This is a genomic window from Aliagarivorans marinus DSM 23064, from assembly GCF_000429485.1.
GTDB lineage: Bacteria > Pseudomonadota > Gammaproteobacteria > Enterobacterales > Celerinatantimonadaceae > Aliagarivorans > Aliagarivorans marinus.
Window position 1 is genome coordinate 16,014 of record NZ_KE386908.1, and the last position, 25,678, is coordinate 41,691.

26 protein-coding genes are annotated in these 25,678 nt (G+C 53.4%); 9 read left to right on the forward strand and 17 right to left on the reverse strand.

Features of this window, described 5'->3' with window-relative positions; genetic code table 11:
- Window position 1 precedes the first annotated feature (1 nt).
- Together G461_RS0117645 and G461_RS0117650 are read right to left on the reverse strand one after the other, a co-directional pair.
- Window positions 2-1,396 carry a V-type ATP synthase subunit B gene (locus G461_RS0117645; RefSeq protein ID WP_026972834.1) on the reverse strand — a complete coding sequence of 465 codons (1,395 nt, stop codon included), beginning with the start codon at window positions 1,394-1,396 and terminating at the stop codon, window positions 2-4.
- A gap of 126 nt (window positions 1,397-1,522) precedes the next feature.
- Window positions 1,523-2,884, reverse strand: coding sequence for an MATE family efflux transporter (locus G461_RS0117650; protein WP_026972835.1), 1,362 nt, complete (start codon window positions 2,882-2,884; stop codon window positions 1,523-1,525).
- 98 nt (window positions 2,885-2,982) lie between these two features.
- Between G461_RS0117650 and G461_RS0117655 the strand changes: the two genes are divergently transcribed.
- The gene (locus tag G461_RS0117655) at window positions 2,983-3,804 is read left to right on the forward strand and encodes a MerR family transcriptional regulator (protein ID WP_026972836.1); all 822 of its coding nucleotides are present in this window, start codon (window positions 2,983-2,985) and stop codon (window positions 3,802-3,804) included.
- 50 nt (window positions 3,805-3,854) lie between these two features.
- Here the strand turns inward: G461_RS0117655 and G461_RS0117660 are convergent, their stop codons facing one another.
- A complete protein-coding gene (locus tag G461_RS0117660; RefSeq protein ID WP_026972837.1) occupies window positions 3,855-4,928 on the reverse strand; it encodes a baeRF10 domain-containing protein in 1,074 nt (357 codons plus the stop codon).
- Between the two features lie 528 nt (window positions 4,929-5,456).
- Here G461_RS0117660 and G461_RS25660 point away from each other — a divergent pair.
- A complete protein-coding gene (locus G461_RS25660; protein ID WP_157360359.1) occupies window positions 5,457-5,885 on the forward strand; it encodes a hypothetical protein in 429 nt (142 codons plus the stop codon).
- Between the two features lie 51 nt (window positions 5,886-5,936).
- On the opposite strand, the gene G461_RS0117670 is transcribed toward G461_RS25660, so the two are convergent.
- Window positions 5,937-6,887 carry an ankyrin repeat domain-containing protein gene (locus tag G461_RS0117670; RefSeq protein ID WP_026972839.1) on the reverse strand — a complete coding sequence of 317 codons (951 nt, stop codon included), beginning with the start codon at window positions 6,885-6,887 and terminating at the stop codon, window positions 5,937-5,939.
- 204 nt (window positions 6,888-7,091) lie between these two features.
- Between G461_RS0117670 and G461_RS24680 the strand changes: the two genes are divergently transcribed.
- Both G461_RS24680 and G461_RS0117680 read left to right on the forward strand, forming a co-directional pair.
- On the forward strand, window positions 7,092-9,410 hold the full coding sequence (locus G461_RS24680; RefSeq protein WP_051333663.1) for a marine proteobacterial sortase target protein: 2,319 nt from the start codon (window positions 7,092-7,094) through the stop codon (window positions 9,408-9,410).
- Between the two features lie 11 nt (window positions 9,411-9,421).
- A complete protein-coding gene (locus tag G461_RS0117680; protein ID WP_245587194.1) occupies window positions 9,422-9,979 on the forward strand; it encodes a class GN sortase in 558 nt (185 codons plus the stop codon).
- Window positions 9,980-10,050: 71 nt separating this feature from the next.
- Here G461_RS0117680 and G461_RS24685 read toward each other — a convergent pair whose 3' ends face one another.
- The 12 genes from G461_RS24685 to G461_RS0117740 all read right to left on the reverse strand — a co-directional run bounded on the left by G461_RS24685 (window position 10,051) and on the right by G461_RS0117740 (window position 21,943).
- Window positions 10,051-10,734, reverse strand: coding sequence for an NAD(P)H-binding protein (locus G461_RS24685; RefSeq protein ID WP_051333664.1), 684 nt, complete (start codon window positions 10,732-10,734; stop codon window positions 10,051-10,053).
- A 23-nt stretch (window positions 10,735-10,757) separates the two neighbouring features.
- Entirely contained in the window at window positions 10,758-11,885 is a 1,128-nt protein-coding gene (locus G461_RS24690; protein ID WP_051333665.1) for an MBL fold metallo-hydrolase, read from the reverse strand.
- Window positions 11,886-11,979: 94 nt separating this feature from the next.
- Entirely contained in the window at window positions 11,980-12,549 is a 570-nt protein-coding gene (locus G461_RS0117695) for a TetR/AcrR family transcriptional regulator (protein ID WP_026972841.1), read from the reverse strand.
- Between the two features lie 99 nt (window positions 12,550-12,648).
- A complete protein-coding gene (locus G461_RS0117700) occupies window positions 12,649-13,236 on the reverse strand; it encodes a hypothetical protein (protein WP_026972842.1) in 588 nt (195 codons plus the stop codon).
- Between the two features lie 27 nt (window positions 13,237-13,263).
- The gene (locus G461_RS0117705; RefSeq protein ID WP_026972843.1) at window positions 13,264-14,655 is read right to left on the reverse strand and encodes a transglycosylase SLT domain-containing protein; all 1,392 of its coding nucleotides are present in this window, start codon (window positions 14,653-14,655) and stop codon (window positions 13,264-13,266) included.
- Window positions 14,656-14,657: 2 nt separating this feature from the next.
- Complete coding sequence (locus tag G461_RS0117710; protein WP_026972844.1) at window positions 14,658-15,419, reverse strand: hypothetical protein; 762 nt, start codon at window positions 15,417-15,419, stop codon at window positions 14,658-14,660.
- A complete protein-coding gene (locus G461_RS0117715; protein ID WP_026972845.1) occupies window positions 15,409-16,704 on the reverse strand; it encodes a hypothetical protein in 1,296 nt (431 codons plus the stop codon). The genes G461_RS0117710 and G461_RS0117715 overlap by 11 nt, the downstream gene beginning before the upstream one ends.
- Window positions 16,705-16,721: 17 nt before the next feature.
- A complete protein-coding gene (locus G461_RS0117720; protein WP_026972846.1) occupies window positions 16,722-18,125 on the reverse strand; it encodes a hypothetical protein in 1,404 nt (467 codons plus the stop codon).
- Entirely contained in the window at window positions 18,107-19,288 is a 1,182-nt protein-coding gene (locus tag G461_RS0117725) for a hypothetical protein (protein ID WP_026972847.1), read from the reverse strand. The genes G461_RS0117720 and G461_RS0117725 overlap by 19 nt, the downstream gene beginning before the upstream one ends.
- A complete protein-coding gene (locus tag G461_RS0117730; RefSeq protein WP_026972848.1) occupies window positions 19,288-19,974 on the reverse strand; it encodes a hypothetical protein in 687 nt (228 codons plus the stop codon). The genes G461_RS0117725 and G461_RS0117730 overlap by 1 nt, the downstream gene beginning before the upstream one ends.
- Window positions 19,961-20,872 (reverse strand): hypothetical protein, encoded by a 912-nt coding sequence (locus G461_RS0117735; protein WP_026972849.1) that lies wholly within the window; start codon window positions 20,870-20,872, stop codon window positions 19,961-19,963. The genes G461_RS0117730 and G461_RS0117735 overlap by 14 nt, the downstream gene beginning before the upstream one ends.
- Window positions 20,873-21,124: 252 nt before the next feature.
- A complete protein-coding gene (locus G461_RS0117740; RefSeq protein WP_026972850.1) occupies window positions 21,125-21,943 on the reverse strand; it encodes a pirin family protein in 819 nt (272 codons plus the stop codon).
- A 295-nt stretch (window positions 21,944-22,238) separates the two neighbouring features.
- On the opposite strand from G461_RS0117740, the gene G461_RS0117745 reads away from it, so the two are divergent.
- Both G461_RS0117745 and G461_RS0117750 read left to right on the forward strand, forming a co-directional pair.
- The gene (locus tag G461_RS0117745; protein ID WP_026972851.1) at window positions 22,239-22,646 is read left to right on the forward strand and encodes a hypothetical protein; all 408 of its coding nucleotides are present in this window, start codon (window positions 22,239-22,241) and stop codon (window positions 22,644-22,646) included.
- Window positions 22,647-22,828: 182 nt separating this feature from the next.
- Entirely contained in the window at window positions 22,829-23,500 is a 672-nt protein-coding gene (locus tag G461_RS0117750; RefSeq protein ID WP_026972852.1) for a class I SAM-dependent methyltransferase, read from the forward strand.
- A 70-nt stretch (window positions 23,501-23,570) separates the two neighbouring features.
- Here G461_RS0117750 and G461_RS0117755 read toward each other — a convergent pair whose 3' ends face one another.
- Complete coding sequence (locus tag G461_RS0117755; RefSeq protein ID WP_026972853.1) at window positions 23,571-24,125, reverse strand: cytochrome b; 555 nt, start codon at window positions 24,123-24,125, stop codon at window positions 23,571-23,573.
- A gap of 172 nt (window positions 24,126-24,297) precedes the next feature.
- Here G461_RS0117755 and G461_RS0117760 point away from each other — a divergent pair, with 172 nt between their 5' ends.
- The 3 genes from G461_RS0117760 to G461_RS0117770 all read left to right on the forward strand — a co-directional run bounded on the left by G461_RS0117760 (window position 24,298) and on the right by G461_RS0117770 (window position 25,649).
- The gene (locus tag G461_RS0117760; protein WP_026972854.1) at window positions 24,298-24,528 is read left to right on the forward strand and encodes a DUF2798 domain-containing protein; all 231 of its coding nucleotides are present in this window, start codon (window positions 24,298-24,300) and stop codon (window positions 24,526-24,528) included.
- 166 nt (window positions 24,529-24,694) lie between these two features.
- On the forward strand, window positions 24,695-25,255 hold the full coding sequence (locus G461_RS0117765; RefSeq protein WP_026972855.1) for a DJ-1/PfpI family protein: 561 nt from the start codon (window positions 24,695-24,697) through the stop codon (window positions 25,253-25,255).
- A 70-nt stretch (window positions 25,256-25,325) separates the two neighbouring features.
- Window positions 25,326-25,649: a ribbon-helix-helix domain-containing protein gene (locus tag G461_RS0117770; protein WP_026972856.1), complete on the forward strand. Its 324-nt coding sequence runs from the start codon at window positions 25,326-25,328 to the stop codon at window positions 25,647-25,649.
- Window positions 25,650-25,678 lie beyond the last annotated feature (29 nt).

The following is a 25,678-nucleotide window of genomic DNA, read 5'->3' on the forward strand; positions in this document are numbered from 1 at the left end:
TTTACCCCTCACTTTTTGACAAAGAGCGCTCAGACGAAGCGCTGTCTGAGGTCGCTTCAGTGCGGCTTGGCCAGTAGGTGCGTAGCAGGCTGTCTTTGATCAGGGTCTCTTCGGGCTCGAAGCACTCCGCCAAGATCTGCCAGCTTAGGTCCAGCGCCGCTTCCAGGCTCATGTCTACGTCCAGGCTCATAAAGTTTTGCTTGAACTGCTCGCCAAACTTGAGGGTCTTTTGGTCGTACTCAGAGAGCTCGAAGGCCATCGCTTGTTTCTGCGCGGCTTCCACCGAGTCGGAGTAGAAGCGGATCATCACGCTCATAATCGCGCTGTGGTCTTCACGGGTCTCTTTACCGATCACCATCTGCTTGAGGCGTGACAGCGAACCGAAGGGGTCCAGCACGCCGTTGTGCAGGTAGAACTGACCTTCGGTGATAAAGCCGGTGTTGTCTGGTACCGGGTGGGTCACATCGTCGCCCGGCATGGTGGTCACCGCTAAAATGGTGACTGAGCCGGCGCCTTTGTAATCGCAGGCTTTTTCGTAGCGCTTGGCCAGCTGCGAGTAGAGATCGCCCATGTAGCCTCGGTTGGCCGGGATCTTGTCCATGGAGACGCCAATCTCTTTCATGGCATCGGCGTAGGAGGTCATATCGGTCAGCAGCACCAATACCTTCTTGCCTTCTTCCACTGCGAAGTGCTCGGCCACGGCCAGCGCCATATCCGGGGTCATCAGGCGCTCAACCGTGGGGTCGGAGGCTTGGTTTACAAACATCACAGTACGGGCGCTTACTCCCGCTTCCTCAAACTGGGTTTTGAAGAACTGGTAGTCGTCGTAGATAAGGCCCATGCCGCCAAACACCACCACATCGGCTTCCGCCTGAATGGCGATACGCGCCAGGAATTTGTTGTAGGGCTCACCGGCCACCGAGAACACCGGGATCTTCTGCGATTCCACCAAGGTGTTGAATAAGTCAATCATCGGCACATTGGTGCGCACCATCTTCGAGGCGAGGGTGCGGCGCATCGGGTTGACCGAGGGGCCGTCGATTTCCACCTTGGGGTCGTGCTCCAGCTCGGGCCCCTTGTCTAGCGGGTTGCCCACGCCGTTAAAGATGCGGCCAAGGATGTTGCCGGAGTAGGTGACCTGCATCGGCTGGTCGAGGAAGCTGACCGAGGCTTGGGTCGACAGGCCCTGACAGCCGGCAAACACCTGCAGCGATACCTCGTCGTGGTCGATCTTGATGATCTGGGCCATCGAGTAGGCCTCGCCATCTTGTTCGACTACGGCTAAGTCGCCATATTTAGGGCGGGGCGCATTGCTGCCAACCACCGGTACTTGTACCCGGATCAAGTCACCCACAATGCTGAGGATGTTGGTAAAACGGAGTAAGTTCTGAGACATTCCGAATTCCTTGAGTAGTTACGTTAGTGTTTTCAGGGCGCAGAGCGGCGCAACCGGTCCGCCCGAAGGCGTCGGCTGGCAGCTCTACGAAATGAAATTAAGTCTTAGGGTTTGGCTAAGTTGGGCTTAGGCCATCTCTGGGATCATGCGGTTGCGATACCAGTTAGCGATTTGCTTGCGATACAGCCAGACACTGACCAGCAGGGTGCTAAGCTCGCACACTGGGGCAACCCACCAGATGGAATCAGGACCGAACAGGCGTGGCATGATAGCCAATGAGATAAGCACCAGGATAAAGCCGCGCAGTAGCGATAGCGCACCGGCGCGCTTGGTTTCTTCCAGGGCGGTAAAGAAGCCCGAGGTCACTACGTTCATACCCATGAACAGGAAGCCAAGGCTGAAGATCCGCAGGATGCTGTGCGACTGAGCCACCAACTCTGGATCGGCCAGGAAGGCTGAGGCGATGCGGTCACCGAAGAAGAAGATACCCAAGTAACAGCTGATACAGATAACAAAGGCGGTGCGAATGGTTAGACCGCTAACCCGCTTGATGCCCAGGTAGTCTCCGGTACCACGTGAGAAGGTCACAATTGGCTGCATACCCTGAGTCAAACCAATCATGGTGATCAGCATAAAGTTGTTGATGTAGCCCACCACGCTGAAGGCCGACAGCTCGGTGCTGCTGAAGTAGTACAGGATGGCGCTGTTAAAGGCCAGCAGGACGATACCGGCCGACATCTCGGTCAAGCAATCGGGCAGACCGATTTTCACGTAGCGCGCCACATCGCGCAGCTTCGGCATGATGCGCTTAAAGCGGATGGTACCGGCTGGGCTTAAGAAGTGCAGCAGTAGCAAGCTGGCTTGTAGCAGCTGGGCGAAACCGGTGGCGATCGCGGCGCCGCGCAGGCCCCAACCAAAGCGGATCACCAGGAAGTAGTCGAGCACGATGTTGGCCAAGGCGGCGCAACAGATAGCGGCCAGCTCACGCTTGGGAAAGCCATCTACCTTGGCGAACACTTCCATGGAGTAGGCCACCATGTAAAACGCGTTAAACATCAGCAGGGTAGAGAGGTATTCCACCACCAAGGGCACCAGTTCATCGCGGGCACCTAGCAGGTAAGCCAGTTTTTCAACGTTGAAGTAGCTGATACCACAGACCAGCAGGCCGAAGGCCAGGAGCGAGTAGATGGTGGTAGAGAAGGTGCGGCTGGCGCCTTCGTGATCGCCCTTACCTTTTTGCTTACCAGCAATGGTGGCGGCCCCGATGGTAATCAGGATCGAGAAGGCAAACATAATGGCGATAAATGGCAGTGACAGATTCACCGCCGCAAGTGCTTGCGGGCCGACGCCTCGGCCGACAAACATACCATCAACCATGGTATAGAGAGCGAATACCCAAACCGCCATGGTGGAAGGTAGTGCATAGCGGAACAGGGTTTTACCGACACCGTCTTTTTTTAAGTCAATGGTGCCGCATGGAGCTGACATGATAGTTCACCTATAAAATCTAAAATTTTGGTCTTTGTTGGAATGGGGCTATGATAAAGTCTCGAGTCGTACCAGAGTCAACGGTCGGAATTGAAATAATGAAACTTTATCGCATTGGTCAGCTAAGCAAGCTGTTTGATATCAGCGTGGACACCCTGCGCCACTATGAAAAGCTGGGCATCCTCAAGCCGGAGATCGTCAAAGAGAGCGGTTATCGCTACTACTCGAATCGGCAGATTTGGCGGTTGGCAACGGTGCGACGTCTGAGAACCATCGATGTCAGCCTCGAAGAGATCGCCGAGTATATGAATCAGCGAACCTTGGAAAAGGGCTTTGCGTTTTCTGAGCTCAATCTCGAGCGAGTGCAGCAGAAAATACGTGACCTTAAAGATCTAGAAAGGTTGATGAAAGAAAAGATCCGAGATGTGCGAGCGGTAATGACTGAGGCGGAGAACACCGACATCAGGCTGTGTGAGCTGCCCGAGAGAAAGGTGTGGCAGTCAGATAAAGCGGCATTGAACTACTGGGATATTGATCGACAACATCAAGAACTTGAGTCGGAGATTTCGGCGGAAAGTACCGAAGAGTATATCACTCGCTTGTACCGCCGTGGCGCGGCCATCTCCAGCAAGGATTTTCAGAAAGGGCGGTTTGACCGTTATTCCAGCAGCTTTATCGTGCACCCCAACGGTAAGCAGGTGATTTCAGGCGGGCAGTTCCTGTGTTTGTACTACTGGGGCCATGAGAACATCGACGATATTGCGCCTAAGCATCAGCAGATCCAGGCCTATATGCAGCAACACGGCTGGGAGATAGCAGGCCCGGTGCTGGAGGTATATCTGTTGGATCTCCACGAAGTTGATGACCCAAGCGAGTTCTTAACGGAGATTCAGGTGCCGGTTAAGCCTATGGCGGGCTAACAACGAAAAAGCGCGCCACAAGGGCGCGCTTTGAGTTAGTCATTGTCTGCTTACAGCGAGTAGTAAAGGATAGCGCCAATACCACCCAGGCCGCGCAGTCGGGCAGCTGCCTCGCCGTGCAGTAGCTCAACATCTACATTCGCCTTGAGCGCTTCTACCAGCAGGGCATCGAAGTCATCGGTGTCCATTGGGTAGGGCAGCAAGATCTTGCTCACCTGACCATTGCCCAGCGCTTCCAGTACCGCTTCGGTGCCAGTTACTGCGCGCTCACAGGTCTCTTGGCGGGTCAGTAGCTCTTGCAGTTGGGCGATATCGTTGACTCGGTTACACTCTTCCGCAATCTGCTGCACGGTCTCGCGGATAGCATCCACCGATGCATCCAGTGGGATCGGCTCGATAGATACCAGCTTTTCCGAGATGCTGTGGTGCAGCGCATTCTTCACGTTGTGGGCAATCCGCAGGTTGCCACCAAAGATGATGCGATCAAACTCTGGCTCGTCGGCGAAGTAGCTTTGGATCTCGTGGGCCGCTTCGCGATACACGCGGCGTTCTGAGTCTAGGTCGCGACGCTCCGAGGCCTGAGTGCGAGCCTTCTTACCGCCGGGGCGCAGGAATACACCTAGCTGTACGCTGGAGTCCACGGTGTGCTCGTCCACCACATCGGTGATGTCGATGGAGATTACCCGATGCTCTGTTTCAGAGAACAGTACCACCAAGTACTTACCGTATCGGTGTAACTGCGACAACAAGTGCTTAATCTGTGGCAGGCCGTAGTATGCACGGGTAGTGGTGGGTTGTGGTAGGTCGACCACGATCTCATTGCTCAAATCGGTGAACATCACCACCGAGCGACCGCGCGGTTCAACCGCGTTTAGGGTGCCAATTACGTGCTCTTCAATCTCACCGAGGGTCACATTGCTTGGCAGCACATTTTCGTCGATCTCAGTGGCCAGCTTGTCGAACTGGTTCTTCACCTCAATCAACCACGCTGGACGTTCGCGGCGGTTGTCTGGGTTGGTGGTATCCAGGTTCGCGTAGATGGTAAACAGGTTGTTTGGGGTAGTTTCCCCTTCGCTGAACAGCAGACGAAGGCTGCCAAACAGGTCTTGAATAGAGTTTTTCATGATGCTCTCGCTTGCTTGTTTATTGAGTACGAGAGGATGATAAAGTCTTGGGTTGTTCTAGAGTCAACGGGTGTTTAGTAATTATTTTTCAGCGCGTTTTCGCGATGATTTCTCAGCTAGAACTACCTAACAACGGAGAGTTGCTGATCACGAAACGTCCGTAAAGCAGATAGGCAAGTTGGGTTTTGCTTGTCTGAGTTCACTTGATGTGATGGACGGTAATTTATAAATATCATAACCTTACGATCCTTAGTGTTTGTTGACTCACTAGTGGGTGCTGCTTTAGTTTCATAAGGAAGTGAATAGATGTTCGCAAGGAAGCTGATGATACTAGTCGTGCTAATGCTATCGGCCTGTGCGTCTGTTCAACCACCCCCGTTGACTCAACAGCGACAGACGATAGATCTAAACGGAAGGTCCATAGGCTTTTTTAGCCTGCGTTTATCCAACCAATACAAAAAGCACTTTCAGCCGAAAGCCGACTTTTTTGCTGTTCACACACATCGTAAAAATGAGACTCATCGAGTCATGTTTAAAATCGAAGAGGCCCACCAAGTCCGACTGCACGAGAAAGAGTATTTATTGAGCTTTGAAGTGACGCCGGGTGACTACCTGATCTCTGAGGTGGTGGCGACCTTCAATGCAGTGCTTCTATACGCCACATTCAAGCTACCGATTGCGCGTAGAGTGAGCTTGGAGCCGGGAACCATCAACTATTTCGGGCACTTCAACGCGCAGATTGTTGAACGTACCTCCGAGGAGCAACCTCGAGCAGGAGCGCTTATACCATCAAACGCTCAGGAGGTTGCTGGTGCATCCAGCGGGACCTTTGTGGTCGAGCGCTCCGATAACTTTGAGCAAGATCTTCAGAAGGCTGTTGCGCTTTATCCTGCGTTGGCTGAGCTAGAGATCCTTAACCGCAGCCAGATTGAACAGGCTGAATTGGCACAAAACTAAGCATGGGTGAACACTGGCTGGTGCTTGGCATCTAGCCAGTGATTGCCTTTCCTACTTGTTGCTGCCTAATAGCTCAGCAATCTCTTGATACTGGTATTGTTTGGCCAGCTCCAGCGGCGTGGTGCCATCGTAAGCGCGTAGTTCGATATCGGCTCCTGCTTCAATTAATGCTTGCGCCGCTTTGAGGTGTCCATGCCAGATAGCATCGTGCAGCGGGGTATAGCCATTATTGGGCCCTTGCGCGTTCAACGTTTCCTGAAAGCCCGGGTAGTCCGCCAATAACTCAATCACCGCCGCATGGCCGTTGTAGGCGGCTTTGTGGAGTGGTATGGCCTTCATATAGTGATCAGGGATCTGCTGATCGCCACCTAGGTCCATTAGCTGGCGAAGGCTGGCAACCAAACCATCGCGCGCCGCCACCATCACCGCGGTGTGCTCATCGTTACCTGAGCTGGTGACCGGGCTGGTTGCGTTAAGGGTTTGCTGCTGGCTTAGCGCGCGCAAGCGAGCAGCCTTCTCTTGATCGCTGCTGGATGCGGCGGTCACGATATTGAAGGCCTCCATCGTCGCTTGCTGTTTGAGTTGTTGCTTGTGGTGTTGCTCGAACAAGGCGCGGATCTGCTCGGCTTGCTGCTGGCCAAACCGGTCATCGTCGGCGGCGCCAAAATCAATCAGCTGTTGCGCCTTCAGGCCAAAGTGCGAGCTGATCTCGACGTTGATGTACTTATCGGCCAACAAGCATTCGACCACCGCAGGTTTGCGATGCCATACCGCCACCATCAGCGGCGTCACTCCATGCTTGGGGACTTGCAAGTTGATAAAGGCGCCGTGCTCCAACAGCGTTTTAACAAAAGCAGTTTCACTGCGCTGGGCGGCTATATGTAGGGGCGCATTGCCCATCACGCTATCTAATTGGTTGGGATCAGCACCGTCTTGTAAGGCTTGGGTGAAACCGTCAAGGTCGCCCTGAGTAATGAGCTGATGAAGCGTAGGAAGTGTCATAGCTGTCTCGCTAGCAGGTTGGCTTACTAGATAATCTAGTTACGCTTGACTATCAAATAAAGTCTGTTTTTGGCCTATTACTGCGATTCAGGTAAGCCTGCCCGAATTTCGCCATATTTGGTCGTGATTGATCATCTTTCCTGCCCCTGATTGCCCGCTTGCTTTGGTGTACTTGCGTTATCAAGTGATGACAGGAGTACAGGCATGTTCAGGCGACAACGGCGTTCTTGGCCAAAGCCGGCGCACAAGCCCAAATGGGGGCAGCGTTTGGTTTGGCTGGTGTTTTTATTGGCGGTGGGCTTTTTCAGCTATCGGGTGTTTGCCGATGAGTTGGCTTATCGTGGCGAGGCAAATGCACACGGGCAGGATCGGCAGCCGTTTGGCCTAGTGCTAAGTGGTGATAGTGGCTCCCAAGCGGCGCTGCAGCTTAGCACCGATGTGAACATCACGGTGAGCGGGATGCTCAGCCGGGCGGTGGTCAAGCAGCAGTTTGTTAATGACAGCAACCAGTGGCAGCAAGGACGCTATGTGTTTCCCTTGCCAGCAAATGCGGCGGTGGATCGCCTCAAGCTGTGGATTGGCGAGCGTTTTATCGAGGGGGAGATCCAAACCAAGCAGCGGGCGCGCGAGCAATATACTCAAGCCCAGCAGCAGGGCAAGAAAGCCAGCTTGGTGGAACAGCATCGCCCGAATATCTTCTCCACCGAAGTGGCGAATATCGCCCCGGGTGAGACGGTGGTGGTGGAGATTGAGTACCAGCAGATGCTCGATTATCGCGATGGCGAGTTTAGCCTGCGCTTTCCCTCCACCGTGGGGCCGCGTTACATCCCCGGTGTACCGTTAATCTCAGCCGCGCCAGCATCTGCTTCGCAACGCCATGACCGGAACCAGCAGCAAGATAGCCCTGAATCAAAGAGCAAAGCTAAAGCCAACGCAGAGCTTACCAGTGAGCCGACCCCGCATAACGCCTTTGGCAAAACCGTGCTGGCCTCCCACTCCACTGCGTTCTCTGAACTGGGTTGGGGCATTGCCACCGACCAAGTGCCCGATGCGCCGCTGATTACCCCATTCTATCGTCGCGATGATGCCAGTGAGCTTGGACTCTCAATCGCGGTACTGCTGGATATGGGGCTGCCTTTGGCAAGTATCGAAAGCAACTTTGCGATTAATCGAGAGGCGCTTAGCGACAACCGTTATCAAGTCAACTTGGCACAAAGCGCGATCAGCGATCGCGACTTTGTGCTGCGTTGGCAGCCAACGCCCAGTGCTGCGCCGCGGGCAGCGCTGTTTCGCGAGGCTCAGCACCCACAGGGAGATTTCGCTTTGGCGATGATTATGCCGCCGCAACCTCAGCAGCAAGGGGCGGTCTCTCAAGCGGCCTTGCCACGCCATCTAACCTTTGTGCTGGATATCTCTGGCTCGATGCACGGCGAGTCGATGCGCCAAGCACGTTTGGCCCTGCTCGATGGTTTGGCGCGCTTAAAGTCCGAAGATACCTTCAGCCTGATCGTATTTAATCATCAGGCGAAGCGCTTTGGCTCGGTGGCCATGCCCGCCGACGAGAAACACCTGGCCAGGGCCCATGCCTTTGTTCGCAGCCTCAAGGCCGATGGCGGCACGGAGATTGCCAGCGCGTTAGCCCTTACCTTTGCCCAGCCGCAAGATCCCGAGCGTTTAGAGCAGGTGGTGTTTATCACCGACGGTAGCGTGGGTAACGAGCAGCGGCTATTTACGATGATTGAACGTGACAAGCAGCAGCGTCGACTGTTTATGGTGGGTATTGGCACTGCGCCCAATGGTTACTTTATGCGCCGGGCCGCGCGGGTGGGGCAGGGTAGCTATACCTTTATCGCCCAGCAATCGGAGGTGCAGCGCCAGATGCAGCGCCTGTTCGCCAAGCTCAGTCAGCCGGTGATGCACACCCTCAGCGTGAGTTGGCTCGATGAGCAGGGCGCGCGTCAGGTGGCCGATTACTGGCCACGACCCTTGCCGGATCTTTATCAAAGTGAGCCCTTGTTGGTCAGTGTGAAGGTGCCCGCAAACGTGTCGGCGCTTGAGATTAAAGGACAGGGGCTGAGCCAGCCTTGGCAGCATCGCATCGAGCTGGTCCAAGCGGCAAGCGGCGAGGGTATCGCGGTGCAGTGGGCCAGAGAGCAGATCGCCAGTATCAAACTAGATGGGGAGCTGGAGCGCGAGCAAAAGCGCCAGCAGATCCAACAGCTGGGCTTAGATTTCCACTTGGTGACCGACCACACCAGCTTAATCGCGGTGGATAAAACCCCCAGCCGACCACTCGATACACCGCTGGCCTTTGAGCAAGTGGCGCCGCATATGCCTGCGGGCTGGAACATGAACTCAGCCAAGCTGCTACAAACCGGGCTAGGCAGCCGGACTCAGGTTCTCGCCGGTGTGATCCTCTGCCTGCTGGCTTGGCGGCTGTGGTTAGCTAGCAAGGGGCTGGCTGGAAAGGGGTTAGCTAGTAAAGGGCTAAGCGGACGCGGTGCTAACCGGGAGAGCTTGTGATGGACTGCCCTGTGACACGTACCCTTGCGGTGATCCTGCTGCTCTCCGGTATCGGTTTGTTGGGCCAAGGTGCTTACATCCAACTCAAGGCCCAGCTCGCCCAGTGGCTGATCAATGATGCCTGGCGTCAGCAACTGGCAACGGGCAATTGGCACAAGCCTTGGTCGTGGGCCGATACCCATCCGGTGGCGAAGTTAAACCTGCCCGGCAGCAACAAACCTTTGTTGGTGCTAAGTGGGGCCAACGGTCGCAATCTGGCGTTTGGTCCTACCTTACAGCAGTCCACCTCTGCGCCGGGCGAGCCGGGCAATGTGGTGATCTTTGGCCATAACGACACTCATTTTGCCAATCTCGACCAGCTCGAACGCGGCCAGCAGCTGCTGCTGCAAGACGCCCAAGGCAATGAGCTGCGCTACCGGGTCAGCGGCCTGTATGTGGTGAATCAGTACGACACTATTTGGGCTGAGCAGAGTGATGAGTCCTTGCTCACACTAATCACCTGCTACCCCTTCTCCAGCGCGTCTTGGGGCGGTGAGCTGCGCTATGTGGTGCGGGCCAGCAAGGTGTGATCAGCAGAGTGCCGGCGGAGGTTGAAAGGTGTTAGCTGGTTGCGACAAGCGCTTCCTGCTATCTGCGCTGTTTACTTAAGCAGGGCCAGCATCTGTTTGTTCTCTAAGGTGTCTCCAACCGACTGAGCGATGGCTCGGTTGAGCATCACCTGTGCCAGTTGCGTCGATCGGATCCCGATGCTGTCGGACAGTTTGCTCATGGCAGGATAGAGCCAGCGAAACAGGCGATAGCTGAAGTTGGGCTCAATGCGTGGCTCAACCGGGTAGATGTAGCCCGGTCTATAGCTGGAGAACTTGTCACCAAACAGTGCCAACAAGCGGTTCTCGATACAGCCTTTGTCGCGGGCAAACTGCACCCGGCTCTTTTCGCTGCGATCAGCGCCCATGCCGCTCAATAGATGGAACAGGGCGCTGGGGTTGGCTGAGTACAAGGCTCGGGCGAGTGCCTCAGGAAGATCGACGTTGACTTGGCGAAACTGCTCGGCGGGCAGCGCACCGGTGTAAGCGCCCAAGCAATAGATGCAGCTGTCTTGCTCTGCTAGCACAGCGTTGAGTGCCGAGAAATCGCGGTGGTCTTGATGGACAACCTGCTCAAGTTTTGGATGCTCGATGGGCAAGCGGCGGCGCACAATCGCGGTTACCTTTGCAAGCCCAGAGGCTTGCAAAGCCAGCTTCAGTACCTCACCACCGACCATGCCGCTTGCGCCAATAAGCAGCAGGCGCAGGCCCTGCTGTTGATTGCTGAAATTGCTCATTGTTTTACTCTCGTATTCGGTGTTTATTCTGCGTATACATCCATTGGCTGGGCGCGCTCGAACTCAGGCAGATAGGCCTTCCACCAAGCGAGGTACTCTTCTGGTTGGTGGATGGCTACTGCCTCGCCGAACATCGGCAATCTGACTTCGGTAGCATGCTGCGCGGCTAACTGCTCCATCGCCTCGAAGGGTTCCCACCAGGCGTGACGCCCGAGATCGAAGGTGGCGTTGTGGATCGGTACCAGTACCTTGGCTTGCAAGTCGAGGTGCGCTTGCATAGCATCTTCCGGCAGCATATGGATATCGCGCCATAGCTCGTTATAGGCCCCCACTTCCAGCAGTGCCATATCAAAGCCACCAAAGTGACGACCAATCGCTTCAAAGCCGTCGAAGTAGCCGCTGTCACCGCTGAAGAATATCCGGCTGGTGGGGCTTTCAATCACATAGCTAGCCCACAGGGTTTTGTTGCGATCCATTAGCCCGCGGTTGGCATAGTGCTGAGCCGGAGTAGCGCTAATCGTAAGCTCGCCAAGTTCGACGCCTTGCCACCAGTCTAATTCGACAATCTTCTCGTCGGCCACACCCCAGCGCCGTAGCAGCGCGCCGAGTTTTAGCGGTACTACAAAGTAGTCGGCGCGATTTTTCAGCTTTACGATGCTGCGCTTGTCTAGGTGGTCGTAGTGATTGTGCGAGATGATCACCGCCCGCAGCTGCGGCAGTTGCTCGATCTCAATCGGGGTTTGTTCGAAACGCTTTGGCCCAAGCCATTGAGTTGGCGAGGCGCGCTCGGAGAACACCGGATCGGTGATCAGCCATTGTTCGCCCAGTTGCATCAATACCGTGGAGTGGCCAAGGCGATAAACCCGCTCTGGGTTAACACTCTGTAGCGCGTCGCTATCCAGCGGCTGGATCGGCAGGGAGTGGTCGGGGGTTGAGGCCTCATGCCGGGCCGAACGCATGGCTCGGTACATGGTGGCAAACTCAAAGCGCATCTCGAAGCCGTCGTTGTGGAACTTGCCGTCTTGGTAGCGAGCGCCGGGCTTGCCATGATCGATCATCGGCAAGTTGTGGCTGGCTGTCGGCTCCTTGCTGACACAGGCGCTGATGGCAAATACCGCCAAGCCTAGGGGAATAAGTAGTTTTTTTAGCATCCTATTGGCGCCTCTTTATCGTATAAATCGAACGTTCGTTCTGTTTGTCGGGTAGATAAAACCAACCGCGCAGGGCGGTTGGCTGCAAAGTAATCTAGGCGCTGACGCTATCCCAACAGCAGTCAAAGGCCTGCTGCTTGAGCTGCTCAGTCACTGGCTGTCCCACGCTAGGCAGCTTCACCAAGGCGACAATCTGACTGAACAGCAGCGACATTAGTAGCGCCAAGTTGAGATCTTTTAGCTGGCCTTGCTCGATGCCGCGTAAGATAAACTGCGCTGCAATCTGCTCGTAGTTGAGCTTGGCTTTCAAGGTATCTTCGCTGATCAGCGGTGAGTTGGCGCACTGCTCCATCAACGAGAGCTTCTGCGGGTAACGGATAAAGTAGCCATAGGTCAGCTCCAGTAGCTGATAGAACTGCTGGCGGTAGTCGAGTGTGTTATCGAGCTCGCCAAAGGTGGCATCCATCACCCGCTGTTTTTCTAGCAGGTAGAGCTGATTAATCAGCACTTCCTTGCTGGGAAAGTGATGATAGATCGCCCCAGCCGATACACCGGAGTGCTTGGACACCTGTGACATGGGGGTGTTATGCAGGCCATTCTCGGCGATGAGTTCCATCGTAGCATCGAGAATGCGCTGGCGTTTATCTGTATACCGAATGTTCATTCGGTTAGTTTGCGCGGAGGTCACAGCGTAGTCAAGCCTAATCTGTAAGCAAAAAACTGCGCTTCTTGGCTCCAAGCGGGCAAGAAGCGCCGACTAGGACTAGTTGTATTCTCGCAGTTGCGTTTCCAGCTGCTCAGTGGTTTTCTGGGTAGTGAACTCACGATATAGCGATTTTTGGTCGGTCGGATCCAACTCGCGTCCGCTCTGGCTTACTATGTCATCGAACAAACTATCACGCTGGTTGGCTGGTAGGGTTACCAGCGCGCATACGTGGCTGACATCCTCGATTTTAACCATTGCCAGTTGCTCAACTTGGGTGTTACTCAAGGTGACCGAGGTTACATTGCGAGCAATTTGTTCAAAGCTGGTGCCTGTGGTGGAGATGCCCGCCGCATTTTGGCTTTTCTGGTAGGTTTTTTCCAGCACATCGGCCTTCATTTCAATGCTTTGCGCAAGCGAGCTTCTCGCTTGGGCGATTGCATGATTGCGATCGATGCCGAAGTCTCCAGAGCTGACAATGCAGTCTGACGCAGCCAAGCCATTAGCAGCTGACGGCGTTAGCACCCAAGGTGGCAGCTGGGCTTGAGTTTCTACCTCGCCATAGCGAGCATTCTGTTGGCTTGCACATGCCCCAAGCAGCAGGCTCAGCATGATAACGCTGGGTTTTGTGATAGTGCTGATTTTCATAGTCTCTTCCTCGAGGGTAATTCCTGGTTATTGCTGATAAAGACGCTTACGAGAGGTCACTTTCTTCAGGTAGTTCTGGGTCTCCGGATAAGGGAGGTTGGCAAGTAGCTGCTGATAGACCTGCTCAGGTGTTAGCTGGTTAATGGCTGCAACCGCTTTACTGGTTGAGCGCGTATTGAAGGCCTTGGCCACATTGCCTGCGCCGGTGTTATAGGCAGCGATAATGGCGTACTCCGAGCTCTGGGGGTTGTTGATCCCTTTTAGGTAGCGCGTTTGCAGAATACTGAGATAAGCGATGCCGGTATGGATATTGAACTCGGGGTCATAGAGCTGGTGTGGCGACATCGATTTATCGCGCTGGTGGAACAAACGATTTACATCCCGGCCAGCACTACTCGGCACCACTTGCATCAGCCCGTAGGCGGGAATATGTGATTTAGCCTGAGGGTTAAAGTGGGATTCGGTATGCATGATTGCCATCACCAGAGCTGCCGGAAGCTGCAATTCTTGGCTGTGTCGCTCCACCGGCTCTCGGTACGCTGCTGCTAGCTTGCCCATAGAGCCGGAGGGGATGGCTACCCGATATTCAACGACCTGCTTGGGTTGTTCCTGCCATTCTTTTCTGGCACTGGCGAAATCTCTGGTTGCTTGCTGTTTTCGTTGCTCTCGCGTGGCCATAATACGTTGTTGCTGTTCGGCGACTAAGCGATCACGAAAGTCTTGATTGACCTCTGCTGGCGCATGTTCGACTTGGATATCTAACTGGCTTAGTTGCTGTTGGCTTTGTTGGTCGATCAACTGGTGAACTTTCTGCAGCTCTGCGGTGGGCAGTACCTCCGGTTGAATGGTGACCTGCTTTGTTTCCAACGTCACAGCGGGCGGGGTGAAATGCAGTTGTTGCCAGAGTTGCTGGTTGGCTTGCAGGGCTTGATTAACCTTTTCGATAACCTGTTGATGCGGCGTGTGAGCTTGTCGAATGCTGTTGACCTCAACTACGCCGTCAGTTGTAGGCTGCGTGGGTGTTTGTGGTGAGTCGGGCGTTACATTAGGCGTTGCATCGGGCGATGGTTCGTTTTCGGGAGCCACTTGAACAAAACGCACCACAATCTGCTGCTGCTCCAGATCCACCGTGGTTTTTACATCACCTTGTTCGGAGACAGATACCAGTGTGTCGGGCTGTTCAATATGGGTATCGCCCCATTGTCGCATTGCTTCTGCTCGGTAGGCATCCCATTCTGCGAGGTGCTGTTCTTGCCACTGCGAGAACTCCTGCATTCGTTGATAGTACCAGAGGGAAAACTCTTCAGTATCGGGCTGGGTGAGCTGTTCTACCGCTTGGTCTAGCTCGGCAAAAGGATCGGCGCTAGCGTTTTGGGGAGCGAGTAAAAGTAGCGTTATCAAAGGGAAAAGGTGCTTCATGGTTACTCTCTCTCGATGGAAAAGTATGCGCCTAGGTCGCTGACGGAGTCTTGATCCCGCTGGACTTGAAGAAGCTGTAGTTCAACTGAGTAGTTATCACACTCGGCCAAGCTGCATTGGGCTAAGGTGGCTTGGGCATCATCCTCACGCGAAGACTCGGCTTGCCAGCGAGCAATTTCCAAGTACAAGCCTTGATTGAGTAGTGGCTTATTGGCCACGTATTGTTGGTAGTAGCTATCGGCTTGTTCGGGCTGGCTGGCTTGCAACATCAGTAACACCAGGGCAGCGGCATCATTGGCGGTGTAGCTGTGACTGAGCGGTAGGCGCAAGGCTGCGACCAAGGCGTCGGCTTGCTGTTGGCGATGGTAATGGTAGCCGTAATGTAGCGACGTTAATGCAAGATTCTGTTCCGGGTTTTGCTCACTAACCATTGCAGAGCAGCTGGCACTGCCCGGTCCGTGCTTTTTGAAGCGCAGGGATTGCGTCTGATAACTGAGTCCTGCAATCGGCCAACTGCTGAGAGGTTTTTCTATCCGAGCTTGTTCGAGCAACTGAGATTCGTACTTGGCGCGCAAGGGCAAACCTAAGCCCCGTCTACACAGCCGTTGCAGCTGAGCATCATTCAAGCCCTTTGATGCGCTAATAGTGACTTGAACGGGCTGCTCTCCCGTTACTTGATACTGGGTGTCTCCGAACTGCCATGATTGGCTGGCTAGGGCTGGCCAACAGGCCAGTCCTAACAGCAATGACCACTTAGAGATCATTGGCGCTACTTACCTGACCACTTGGCCCTTGGCTGGAGTTGTTTTGCTCTGACTCCCCACCATGCACACTGAGTTTATGTTTGCTGCTACTTGGGCTGTGTGTGGCTGTGCGTTGGTCGTTCTCTTGACGAGCTTTTACTGCTACCGCTTCAAGCGACGGCGAGTAGACCGCGACGGTTAGCATCCAGTCGCCGTCGTGGCTCTGGAAAGACTTGGTTGAAACCCCTGCAGGTAGTTGGCCCGCTGAAATGGACTTGTAGCTGTCGGTCATCTTCAGCTGGTTGACGAAGGTGCTGCGATCTTGCTCCAACACCACGACGTTGTCTGGACCGGGCGCCTCAGGCACATACTCGAACTGCTCATTGGCCTCTTGCAAGGTCTCAGAAAAGCCGCCTTGCCAGTAGATCTCCTCACCCTGCATGGTTGCCAGCAGCGCGCTGCGCGCCTTGGCTTGGGATTGATTGATGGCGGCGCCTTCCAGTTTGCGTTGGACGGTCTTGTTACGATTGTGGCGGATAATCGACGAACCGAAGCCTAACACGTAGGTTTCATTGGTTTCTGGATGGGTAATGACTTTGGCGCCAACCGGGGGCATTACGCCACTTTGCAGGTCGTCAATGATGTGTTTGAAGATCTCATTGGGGTCGGTGCTCACGGTTAAGCAACCGAGCTGACGCTTGGTTTGTTGACGGGTTTTCGGCGTCGAAATCAAGCTGACGCTGACCCGTTGTGCATCCATGTCATCAAACACATCGAAGGTGACATAGCCTGCCAAAGAGCCTTGTACGGATTCCAAACACGCATCAACCATGTCGCTGGTGACATTGGCCACCGATTCGGTCGCCGTGTCGATAACGTCGACGCTCTCGCTAATTGCCGTGGTACAGGCGTTGTTCATTCCCTGCATGTTTTCAACAAACTGCTTCTTAGCAATCTCAAAGGCCTGAATGTAGGCTTTGCGCTTGGAAAGCAGCGTAGCGTTACGGTTATCAAAGGCTTTGTAGTCGGCAGAGCCAATTGACAAGATGCCGATGCCAGAGCCGACCGAGATCATCTGAATACCATCGGCTTGTTCTTGCAGTAGCATTTGGTGGGCGGTTGCAACGGCTTGTGGCTCTGAGTCAGCGAAAATCACGCCGTCTACCGGCTCTAGCTCGTTGCTTACCAAGGCTTGGCCTTGTTCGCTGGTAGCAGGTACTAAGTCGTTGAGATCAAAATTTGCCTGAACGCTTAACGGCAATACCGCTAACGCAAACAGAGCTGAAAGGGGAGAATGATACTTCATAGGTCGTCCTTGATAAGCTATCGAATGTCCAGCGATGAGTCGCTGACGATCTGAATGGAAGGCTGATAGTCAGGGTGGTGAATCATCAGCGTTGGCTTAAGATACTGAGCGAGATGGGCGGCATCACGCAGATAGCGCAAGTAGAGGTGTCGCTCCTCCCCGCTGATTTCGAAACGCACCTCGCTGACACCTGGAATAGCTTTTACTAGGTTGATCAATTGCACTTGATCGCCGGCGGCTTTTTCGCTCAGTTTGATTTGATGTACAGCGCCACCTCGGGCTAGCACATTTTTGATTGCGGTGTTTAGCGCTTGGTTTAGCTCGTGACGGTTCAGTTCATTGGCAAAGTGGATCTTGGCCAGGTTCTCTGCGCTGTCATCGCTGCCAGGAAGCGTGACCAAGCTAGGATCGTTGTTCCACTGGGCATATATTTCACCGGTTTTGTCGATCACTTTCAGGCGAACTTCCAGCTGTTTGCCACCTTGAACCTTGCGGATAGTCTCTTCAATGGCGACCACAAAGGTTGACCCGGCGCGTTGTGGCGTGGTGCGAACATCCTTAGCGATCAACGCTTGGATAACCGCTTCACGCACGCTGGGTATCTCGCTGGCCACAAAGACTTTGGGATGTTGCAGCTGATCTAAGATTTGGCTGAGCTCGGTCACCACCTTTTCTTGTTCGACGGTAACGTTAAGCACCACTTGTACTCGACCATCCTCCATACTTTGCACCGCGATCTCGTTCCACGAGGAGATGTAACCGCGCGAATGTGAACTCAGCGAACGGCGGGCGATGTCGACCATAGAGGTGCTATCGCTATCATCCTGAGCCAGTAAATGGGTGTAGCTTTGCTCCAAGTAACCAGAGCTGATCGCCACCCCTAATACCTGGCTTATCGCGCGAGCAAATGCGTCCATTTCAGCAGCTTGTCGGGCGCTTAGCTGACGGGTTGAATCTGCCGCTCCTTCACCGGTAACTTGAATGGTGATACTGCTACCTTGCTCCCAAGCAATATCGCCGATGTCATCGGAAGAAGGGGGAGGCGCGAGCGCTACCGCTGCAACCACACAGGTATCATCGCCTTGCAGGTAAGGCTGCTGAAAATCAACAGCCACTCGGCGGGTGTTGACTGCATCGACAAAGCTGGCGAATTCCTGCTCCGTGAACTGGCTGTCGATCAACGCTTGGTCGGTTTTACTGAGCTGTTGAATCGTTGCGGGATTCATCATCTCCACTAAGCGCTGAGCAGCTTCAGCTTTCGCAGACTCGATAGTTTGCTTACCACGCCCATAGCTACAGCCTTCTTGGGCCAGAGCTGGTTGTCCCATGACCTCAATCAGACTTAAGGCGTGGCTGTGCTTGGTTGCGGTGAGTGCACATGCACCCACCATTAGCAGCACGGTTAGCCGCGGTCGTCCCATACGCTTCGTTCCTTCAAGTATTCAGCTGGTACGCCAACACTGACCGCAAACAGCTTACGATCGCCGTTGGGGCGGTAGATGCTATCCTTAGCGTCTTGTTTGATTGAGTCCGCTGTTTTTGCCTTCTTCCAGCGAATGATCTGACCTTGGGCGCTTTGGGCGCTAGGGTTGACCTTGGCAACACCAACTGGCTCGACAAAACCAGCGCTGTACTCAAATACCACCATGGTTTCGTTTGGTAGGATCCCAGCATTCTGGCCGCGATCCAGGCTGATTCGGTCGTCTTTGATACCCAGTACTTGGGCTGTTGCGGGCATCTCGGTCAACAGGCGCGACAGCATGATGTCAAAGCTGCGAGAGGCCATTTCGTTGAGTACCGAACCTACATCTGCTTCGCTGGTGTAATTGAAGCCTCGATAGTAGTTGCCGTTGGCAATGACAGTGGTGAAGTCACCTTTGTCACGAACGTCAAAGTTGGAGACCCGGATCTTGCCCACGTTGGGGTAGCTCAAGCGCTCAGAAGTGTAGGGGTCGATAATCCCTGCAGTTAAATCCAGCGAGGTTTGGAACAGCGACTGTTTGGAGCCAAACAGCATGTCACCGGTTTTGATGACATCCACCTTCATCACGTAGTCGGTGCTCACGGCCGACTTGGTCGACAGTTTGTTGGCAACGGAGTCTGCGCCTTCTTGTTCCATGATGACCTTCAGCATCTCAGAGATACTGCTGGTATCACTCGCCAGAATACGGAAGCGGTTTACCCCGGCAAACTGAGTTTCCAGTACGTTGTTCAATGCTTGCGAGTTGAAGCTGCCAATGCTGTTATGCATTTGCTCAAACACTTTGCTAGAGGATTGTACTTGGTCACTTAAGCTGGTGTTTACATCGCCAAAGAAGATGCGAATGGTCTTCTTTGCCAGTGGGCAGCGCGAGTCAGTTTCGATGCTTTCATAGCTACAGAACTGCAAACCCTGGGTGTTAAAGTAGGCTGGGACTTCGATATCTTTGTCTTCGAAGTTGTAAGCGGACTTGCCCACGATAACCTTTGAGTCGGCGCCGCTGCTGGATTTCAGCTCGGTAGTTTGACTCGGCTGTGGGGTACTTTGACACGCTGCCAAACTTAAGGCTGCGGCTGTAAGGCCAAATAGTTTGGTTAGCTTCATTACTGGCTAACCCCCGCGATATGTTGGTCCAGCTCTTTTAGCTGGTCGATGGTTGCTTTGTCGCTGGCAATCAGGGTATTGGCATCAGTGATGAGCTCTTTGCGGAAGTTCATATCATCCCAGGCTTGCATTAGTGGCGATTTTTCGTCATCAGATTTGAACAAAGACGTGACGGTACCTATGCCGGTTTCAACAGCAAGGTCAGTAGCGTTGTTTGCAGCGACAATCCCCAGCTCGGCAACATCTAAGGCAATTTGAGCGGTGAGTTCAATGTTGGCCTGAAAAATATGATCGCCAGCAGCTTGATAGGCTGCCACTTTGGGGCCGATGTGCTCTTCTTCCGGTTTATCTTGGTCAAACTCGGCAATTGCCAAGCGTAGCTCTTCATCGTTGAGCCCCGCGTTTACGTCCAAAAAGCCCACTACATCAGCATATTCGCTCGCTAGAACGCGGTATTCATCCAGTACTTTACACTGCCGCTCTTGGGTTGACTTAAACATGTTGGATACTTTGTCGATGGCGTAGGAGACATGGGCTAAGTGACCATCGATTTCGTCACAGCGTTCTACCAGTTGTAGTTTGGTTGTTTCCCGATCCAAGTTTGCCTGTTCCTCGGTTGAGGTAGAAGCGCAGCCAAAGGCAAAAGCGGAGGCTAACACAGCAATTGCCAATTTATTCTTGGTCATATTGATAGTCCTTTTCAATTAGATCCCTGATGAGCAGGTTGATAGTGCTTTGTTCTGCGGTTGATACCGCTTCTTGATAACTTATCGGAGACCTTCCAACACCTGAGTAGTCCTTAGTAAATACAGGTGTGGTAAGCGCCGATGAGCTAAATACTTTTACTGTAACGATCGATTTGGCTACATATTTAGAGCCAGATTTACCTCTGCTTTCACGACTGCTGAAATGAATGAAGTAATCTGCCGGGTTTCCTGAGTTAATGCTTGACTGGAATGCTGACGATGCCTTTGATGAGATCGGTTTGCTATCATGTGAAATATTAAATCTCACGCTTCTCACTAGTTCTGCTATTTCGATCTCCAATAATCGGTTTGTTTTCGATAATTCCAGCGGATTGTTCTGCAAGACTTTGAGCAAGGAGATGCTGATATCACTTCGTTCTAGTTTTTTTTGAGCGTGTTGCAGGTTGGAGATATCTAGCCATGTGAGCCTCGTGTCACGCAGGCTGGTTAGCAAGGTCTTTGCTTGTTGCTGTTCCTTCTCTACTAGATCTTCTAAATAGCTGATCCAAATGCTTTTAGATAAAGCGTACTCGATGATGCAGCTCTCAGAGTTTTGGCAGGATACCGAGCGCTCTTCGAGATGAGGGATGGGGATTTTTCTAGATTGAGAATAACCGCTTTGCTCGAAGCTTCGCTGACTGCTCCCATCTTTGGAGCTAAGATGAGAGCGGGTCGTGACAGAAACTTCTGACAAATACTGGGAAGCTAGCTGTGACTTGGCATCTAGTAATGCGTCTTGCTTTGTTGCACCGTAACCAGTAAGCGTTATAAGGTCGTTTTCATTAGCCTTCGCCACCAAAGTTGTGAGCGAAATTAAAATGATTATTACAAACTTCATCCGTGATAGTTTGGTTATTTAACGTATTAGTTTAATGGCATTCTCCTGTTAACTTGTTGAGTTAGTCAATGGTTATTTTACCTTTTAATAAAAATATTAAGTCGTATTTTTGTTTTATTTATCTTTTGTCTATCCGATCGTATAGCTCATTGATAAATGAATACGTTTTCCTTTGATAACTAACTGTTATTATCTTGTTTCCTTTTTATTTGAATGCTGTTGTTGTGTAATTGAAACGCTACGATGGCTAACTCAAGTTATCGTGCCATTTTGATAGTCTGCAATCGCCTGATCGATCTCTTGTTGGGTATTCATCACAAACGGTCCCCAGTGAACCACCGGTTCGGCAATCGGCTCTCCGGCGAGCAGCAGTAGGCCGGCGTTTTCAAGGTCGAGGTTAATCTCATCCCCTTCACCGAAAAACAGCATGTTGCCCCGCGAGTAGCTGACGCCTTCATGGCTTACCTGACCCTGATAGATATACGCCATCGCCTTAAAGCTGGCATTTACCGGCAATGCGAGTGCGCCCTCGCCGTGAATATTGGCTAGCAGCATCGATACGGCTGGGTTCTCCAATGGCCCTTGTTGCCCGGCGAGTGAGCCAGCAATCAGCTTGGCTTGTAGGTTCTCACTTAGCGCGATATTGGGAATCGTTTCGGGCTGGAAGTCTCGGTAGTCTGCCGCTTGCATCTTCTTCGCTGCCGGCAGATTGATCCACAGCTGAAAGCCATGCATTGCGCCGTCGGTGGCGATGGGCAGCTCCGAGTGGATGATCCCACGTCCGGCACTCATCCATTGGGCGCCGCCGTCGCGCAGCTCACCAACGTTACCGAGGTGATCCTGATGGCGGAAGTGGCCATGCAGCATATAGGTGAGGGTTTCGATGCCGCGGTGAGGGTGCGGAGGAAAGCCGCCTATGTAGTCTTTTGATTCGTCGGCTTTCAGTTCATCAAGCATCAAGAATGGGTCCATAAGATGCTGATGAAAACCGGCGATGCGTTGGATCTTAACGCCATCACCATCACGAGTGGCGTGGGATGCCTTGCTGGAAACAATCGGGCGAACAGTCATGGTGATTCTCCTTTTTAGTTAATCGCTAAGCTCTGTTGATGATTAAGAGCGTCGATGCTGTAAGGCTAGACTTAGTAAAATCGAAAGAAAATCGCATTAATTAGCCAAAAGAGTTCGTAAAAATAGAATTGTGTAAACAGTGAGCTGTCGCCGAGTTCTGCCGCTTGCGCTTGTCGGTGGCTTTAGTCATCTACCCGCACCTGCTAAGCTGTTGTCTTATATGGATATCTTTTCAAGTTGCTGGGTGTGGTAGAGATGCATAACGGGTGGCTTTTCGAAGTTGGGAGCGGCGTAAGTGATTGAGATGGTCACCACCATTTCGCTGTGGGAGCTCGGAAAACATGCGATCTCGTGGGTCAACAATCTGCGGCGAGCCAAGCTTGCGCGGCGCCAGCAGTCCTTAAACGCCTTGCGCCAAGTGGTGGTAGCAGCGCAGAAAACTCAAATCTACCTGCAGCATCTAGATCAGCATGGTGACGATTTGATGGAGCAGCAACTGGCCTTGGCTGAGCAGTGGACCGCACTTAGCTTCGAGTTGGATGATCTTGGCCTGGGCAAGCTGGCTAGCCGCTGTCGGATGCGTGGTAGCGAGTGGGCCAGCTTTGCTGATGCGCCCGCTGAACAAACGGAAAAACTCACCATGGGCTTGGCGCGTTTACGGCGCGATGCTCTGGAGATACTGGATCAACTCAACGACGAATAGCATTGACTATACCAATCCGAATAAGTAGATGTTCAGATGTTGCGCAGGGAAAATCTTTGAGGACAAGGAAGGGCTTGCCGTAACTAGTGGGCTAATTACAAAAGCGCTGACGCTGTCAGCAAAGATTTTAACCAGCAAAGATGACCAGATACTTGTTCTGATTGGTATTACAGGAGTGAGCAATGAGCACTGCGCAAGAGATACTCGGTGAAGCCCTGCAGGCCTTTTATCTGGGCGATAAGCAAGCGTGTATTGATGTTCATACCCAAGGACAAGCCACAGAGTCGTTGCCGGTATCGCTGTTTTTTCGTGATGCTGAACACTATCCAATAGACGAAGTCGCGCTCACCCTGTGCCGTGGCAGGGTGTTGGATGTGGGGGCCGGGGTAGGCTTGCACGCTCTGCACCTGCAACGCCAAGGCTTGGAGGTTAGTGCGCTGGATGCCTCTGGCGCGGCCTGCGCCATTATGCGCTTGCGCGGAGTAAACTCGATTATCCGCGGCGATATCTTCAAGCAGTCCCTGCCGCACAATTTCGATACCTGGCTGATGCTGGGCCGCAGCGTCGGTCTGGCAGGCTCCTTGGTGGGGCTACAGCGGCTGCTGCAGCTGGCCTATATCAACCTCAATGAGAATGGCTTGGTAGTGCTGAACTCCTATCTGGGGCCGGAGCGCCAGCCGCAGATCCGTCAGATGAGCTTTGAGTATGGCGGCCAGTGCAGCGAGCCGGTGCCGTGGTTGGATGTGGACTATAGCACCTTGGCCGAGCTGGCCGATCAGCAGGGCTTTGAGTGCGATGTACTGCGCACCGAAGATGATGGTAACTATTTGGCTGTGCTTAATAAACTCACCTAAATCTGCCTATCACTTACACAGCAAGAACGCCGTGAGGAAGCTAAGGGAGGGAGGCCTCCCTTGAATGACGCTAACGCCCGAGCATCCGCTTCAAGGTACGATCTTTATCGATGACATGATGCTTGAGCGCACCGGCCACATGCAGTACTAAGCTCACCAGCAATACCTTGGCGGCGATACCATGTACGCTGTGGAACAGTTCGGCCAGCTCCTTGTTGATGGGCATATTGCGCTGCGGGTTGTCGGGCATTGGGTTGTGGGGGAACAGCTCAAGGCCAAACAACTGCAAGCCGTGCCCTCCCATCGCCGACATCAGCATGCCCGAGAGTGGCATCAATAGGGTAGAGATAATCAGCAACCAGTGAACCAGCTTAGACAGTGCGCGTTCCCACTGCTGGTGGCTGGGGAGCGCGCTGGGCCAACCGTTCTTTATCCGCCAGCCGACCCGGACCACGGCAAACAGCACCACCAAGATGCCGAAGGACTTATGCCAGCTATAGAGTGGATAGACCTTATTGGTGGCCATATACCAGCCGACACCCCAAAGGGCGATAATCGTTAAGGCGATCAGCCAATGTAGACCGCGGGTGGTGTGGCTAAGTTTGTCGCTACTGTCCAATTCCATTTGCTAACTCTCCTGCATTGAAGCACTTTAAATGCTGTATTAGTTATTGTTGGCCCATTGTAAGGCCTATCGAGTTAGTGTAACGATTTGGCACTAAGGTTTTATTAACACTGATAACAGATTAACGATTTTGTTGGTGCTGTGACGACAGCGAACAAGAGGGAGAATAAGGATGTTTCCAGCCACTTGGCTAAGGTTGATATCACCGTTACTAACGTCATTGCTGATGGTGACGCTGATGACTGGAGTAGTAACCTGGGTGAATACCGGGTTAGATAGCGATTTTGTCGCGCGTTGGGCTCAGGCCTATCTGGTTGCCTGGCCGATCGCCTTCAGCTTTATGCTGCTGTTTGGCAAGCCGATCCATCGAATGGCTGAGCGACTATGTTCGCGTACGCGGTGATCGGGCTCACAACTTGGTAAACTGGAGCGTAAGCATCTTCTGTAAAATCAAATAGATACCCTTGAGCTGTGTAGCCAGTCTTCGATGTAGTAGTCCACTACTACCGACCCCGTAACCGGGAGGTTTACAGTGAGTGTGATGTTACGCACTTGTTAAGGAGAACCTAATGGCTAAGGTACTGATCATTGCAGGCGACTTTGTTGAAGACTATGAGTTGATGGTGCCGTTTCAGGCGCTACAAGCGATGGGGCACGAGGTATCCGCAGTATGCCCTGACAAGCAAGCCGGCGAGCAGATCCGCACGGCAATCCACGATTTTGAGGGCGACCAAACCTACACCGAAAAGCCCGGCCATAACTTCACCTTGAATGCCGGCTTTGCCGATATTCAAGTAGCGGAGTTTGATGCGCTGCTAATCCCCGGCGGCCGTGCGCCGGAGTATCTGCGGCTAAACGCCGAGGTGCTGGAGTGGTTGCAGTACTTTGCTAAGGCCGATAAGCCCATCGCCGCTATCTGCCATGGCGCGCAGTTGCTAACTGCTGCAGGGTTGGTGGAAGGTAAGCGCGTATCCGCCTATCCCGCCTGCGCCCCAGAGGTGACTGCCGCAGGGGGCGACTACGCAGACATTGCCATCGACCAAGCGGTCACCGATGGCAAGTTAGTCACCGCGCCGGCCTGGCCGGCTCATCCAGCCTGGTTGGCCCAGTTTAATCAGCTGCTCGACTAAAGTTGTAGGGTACTTAACAGGACTTGGCGGCATGCTTAGACATCGGTTTGTCGCCAAGTAAGGCTGCGCTATGTGTGAGATCTACTCCGGGACCGAGCCCGAACTATTTGAGCTAAAGAGCCGCTCCATCCGCGTCGATGGCGTGGTCACCAGTATTCGATTGGAGGCGATCTTTTGGCAGTTACTAGAAGAGATTGCCGAAGATGCCGATCTGAGCTTGGCGGTGTTTATCACCCGCATCTACCGTGAGGTATTGGCCAAAGACGGCAAGATGGGCAACTTTAGCTCGCTGCTGCGGGTCGCCTGCACCACCTATCTAAACCAAGGGCGACGCTTGCAATTGCGTCCATCGCTGCAAACCCACGGCGACGAAGCACAGCCTTTGCTTAGTTAACCGAACAATTGCCGCGCAAATCCTGAGCA

What these genes read in the sequence shown, in the direction of transcription:
- G461_RS0117645 (WP_026972834.1), bottom strand. Translation starts at nt 1,396, where the DNA reads ATGTCTCAGAACTTACTCCGTTTTACCAACATCCTCAGCATTGTGGGT.
- G461_RS0117650 (WP_026972835.1), bottom strand. Translation starts at nt 2,884, where the DNA reads ATGTCAGCTCCATGCGGCACCATTGACTTAAAAAAAGACGGTGTCGGT.
- G461_RS0117655 (WP_026972836.1), top strand. Translation starts at nt 2,983, where the DNA reads ATGAAACTTTATCGCATTGGTCAGCTAAGCAAGCTGTTTGATATCAGC.
- G461_RS0117660 (WP_026972837.1), bottom strand. Translation starts at nt 4,928, where the DNA reads ATGAAAAACTCTATTCAAGACCTGTTTGGCAGCCTTCGTCTGCTGTTC.
- G461_RS25660 (WP_157360359.1), top strand. Translation starts at nt 5,457, where the DNA reads ATGTTTAAAATCGAAGAGGCCCACCAAGTCCGACTGCACGAGAAAGAG.
- G461_RS0117670 (WP_026972839.1), bottom strand. Translation starts at nt 6,887, where the DNA reads ATGACACTTCCTACGCTTCATCAGCTCATTACTCAGGGCGACCTTGAC.
- G461_RS24680 (WP_051333663.1), top strand. Translation starts at nt 7,092, where the DNA reads ATGTTCAGGCGACAACGGCGTTCTTGGCCAAAGCCGGCGCACAAGCCC.
- G461_RS24685 (WP_051333664.1), bottom strand. Translation starts at nt 10,734, where the DNA reads ATGAGCAATTTCAGCAATCAACAGCAGGGCCTGCGCCTGCTGCTTATT.
- G461_RS24690 (WP_051333665.1), bottom strand. Translation starts at nt 11,885, where the DNA reads ATGCTAAAAAAACTACTTATTCCCCTAGGCTTGGCGGTATTTGCCATC.
- G461_RS0117695 (WP_026972841.1), bottom strand. Translation starts at nt 12,549, where the DNA reads ATGAACATTCGGTATACAGATAAACGCCAGCGCATTCTCGATGCTACG.
- G461_RS0117700 (WP_026972842.1), bottom strand. Translation starts at nt 13,236, where the DNA reads ATGAAAATCAGCACTATCACAAAACCCAGCGTTATCATGCTGAGCCTG.
- G461_RS0117705 (WP_026972843.1), bottom strand. Translation starts at nt 14,655, where the DNA reads ATGAAGCACCTTTTCCCTTTGATAACGCTACTTTTACTCGCTCCCCAA.
- G461_RS0117710 (WP_026972844.1), bottom strand. Translation starts at nt 15,419, where the DNA reads ATGATCTCTAAGTGGTCATTGCTGTTAGGACTGGCCTGTTGGCCAGCC.
- G461_RS0117715 (WP_026972845.1), bottom strand. Translation starts at nt 16,704, where the DNA reads ATGAAGTATCATTCTCCCCTTTCAGCTCTGTTTGCGTTAGCGGTATTG.
- G461_RS0117720 (WP_026972846.1), bottom strand. Translation starts at nt 18,125, where the DNA reads ATGGGACGACCGCGGCTAACCGTGCTGCTAATGGTGGGTGCATGTGCA.
- G461_RS0117725 (WP_026972847.1), bottom strand. Translation starts at nt 19,288, where the DNA reads ATGAAGCTAACCAAACTATTTGGCCTTACAGCCGCAGCCTTAAGTTTG.
- G461_RS0117730 (WP_026972848.1), bottom strand. Translation starts at nt 19,974, where the DNA reads ATGACCAAGAATAAATTGGCAATTGCTGTGTTAGCCTCCGCTTTTGCC.
- G461_RS0117735 (WP_026972849.1), bottom strand. Translation starts at nt 20,872, where the DNA reads ATGAAGTTTGTAATAATCATTTTAATTTCGCTCACAACTTTGGTGGCG.
- G461_RS0117740 (WP_026972850.1), bottom strand. Translation starts at nt 21,943, where the DNA reads ATGACTGTTCGCCCGATTGTTTCCAGCAAGGCATCCCACGCCACTCGT.
- G461_RS0117750 (WP_026972852.1), top strand. Translation starts at nt 22,829, where the DNA reads ATGAGCACTGCGCAAGAGATACTCGGTGAAGCCCTGCAGGCCTTTTAT.
- G461_RS0117755 (WP_026972853.1), bottom strand. Translation starts at nt 24,125, where the DNA reads ATGGAATTGGACAGTAGCGACAAACTTAGCCACACCACCCGCGGTCTA.
- G461_RS0117760 (WP_026972854.1), top strand. Translation starts at nt 24,298, where the DNA reads ATGTTTCCAGCCACTTGGCTAAGGTTGATATCACCGTTACTAACGTCA.
- G461_RS0117765 (WP_026972855.1), top strand. Translation starts at nt 24,695, where the DNA reads ATGGCTAAGGTACTGATCATTGCAGGCGACTTTGTTGAAGACTATGAG.
- G461_RS0117770 (WP_026972856.1), top strand. Translation starts at nt 25,326, where the DNA reads ATGTGTGAGATCTACTCCGGGACCGAGCCCGAACTATTTGAGCTAAAG.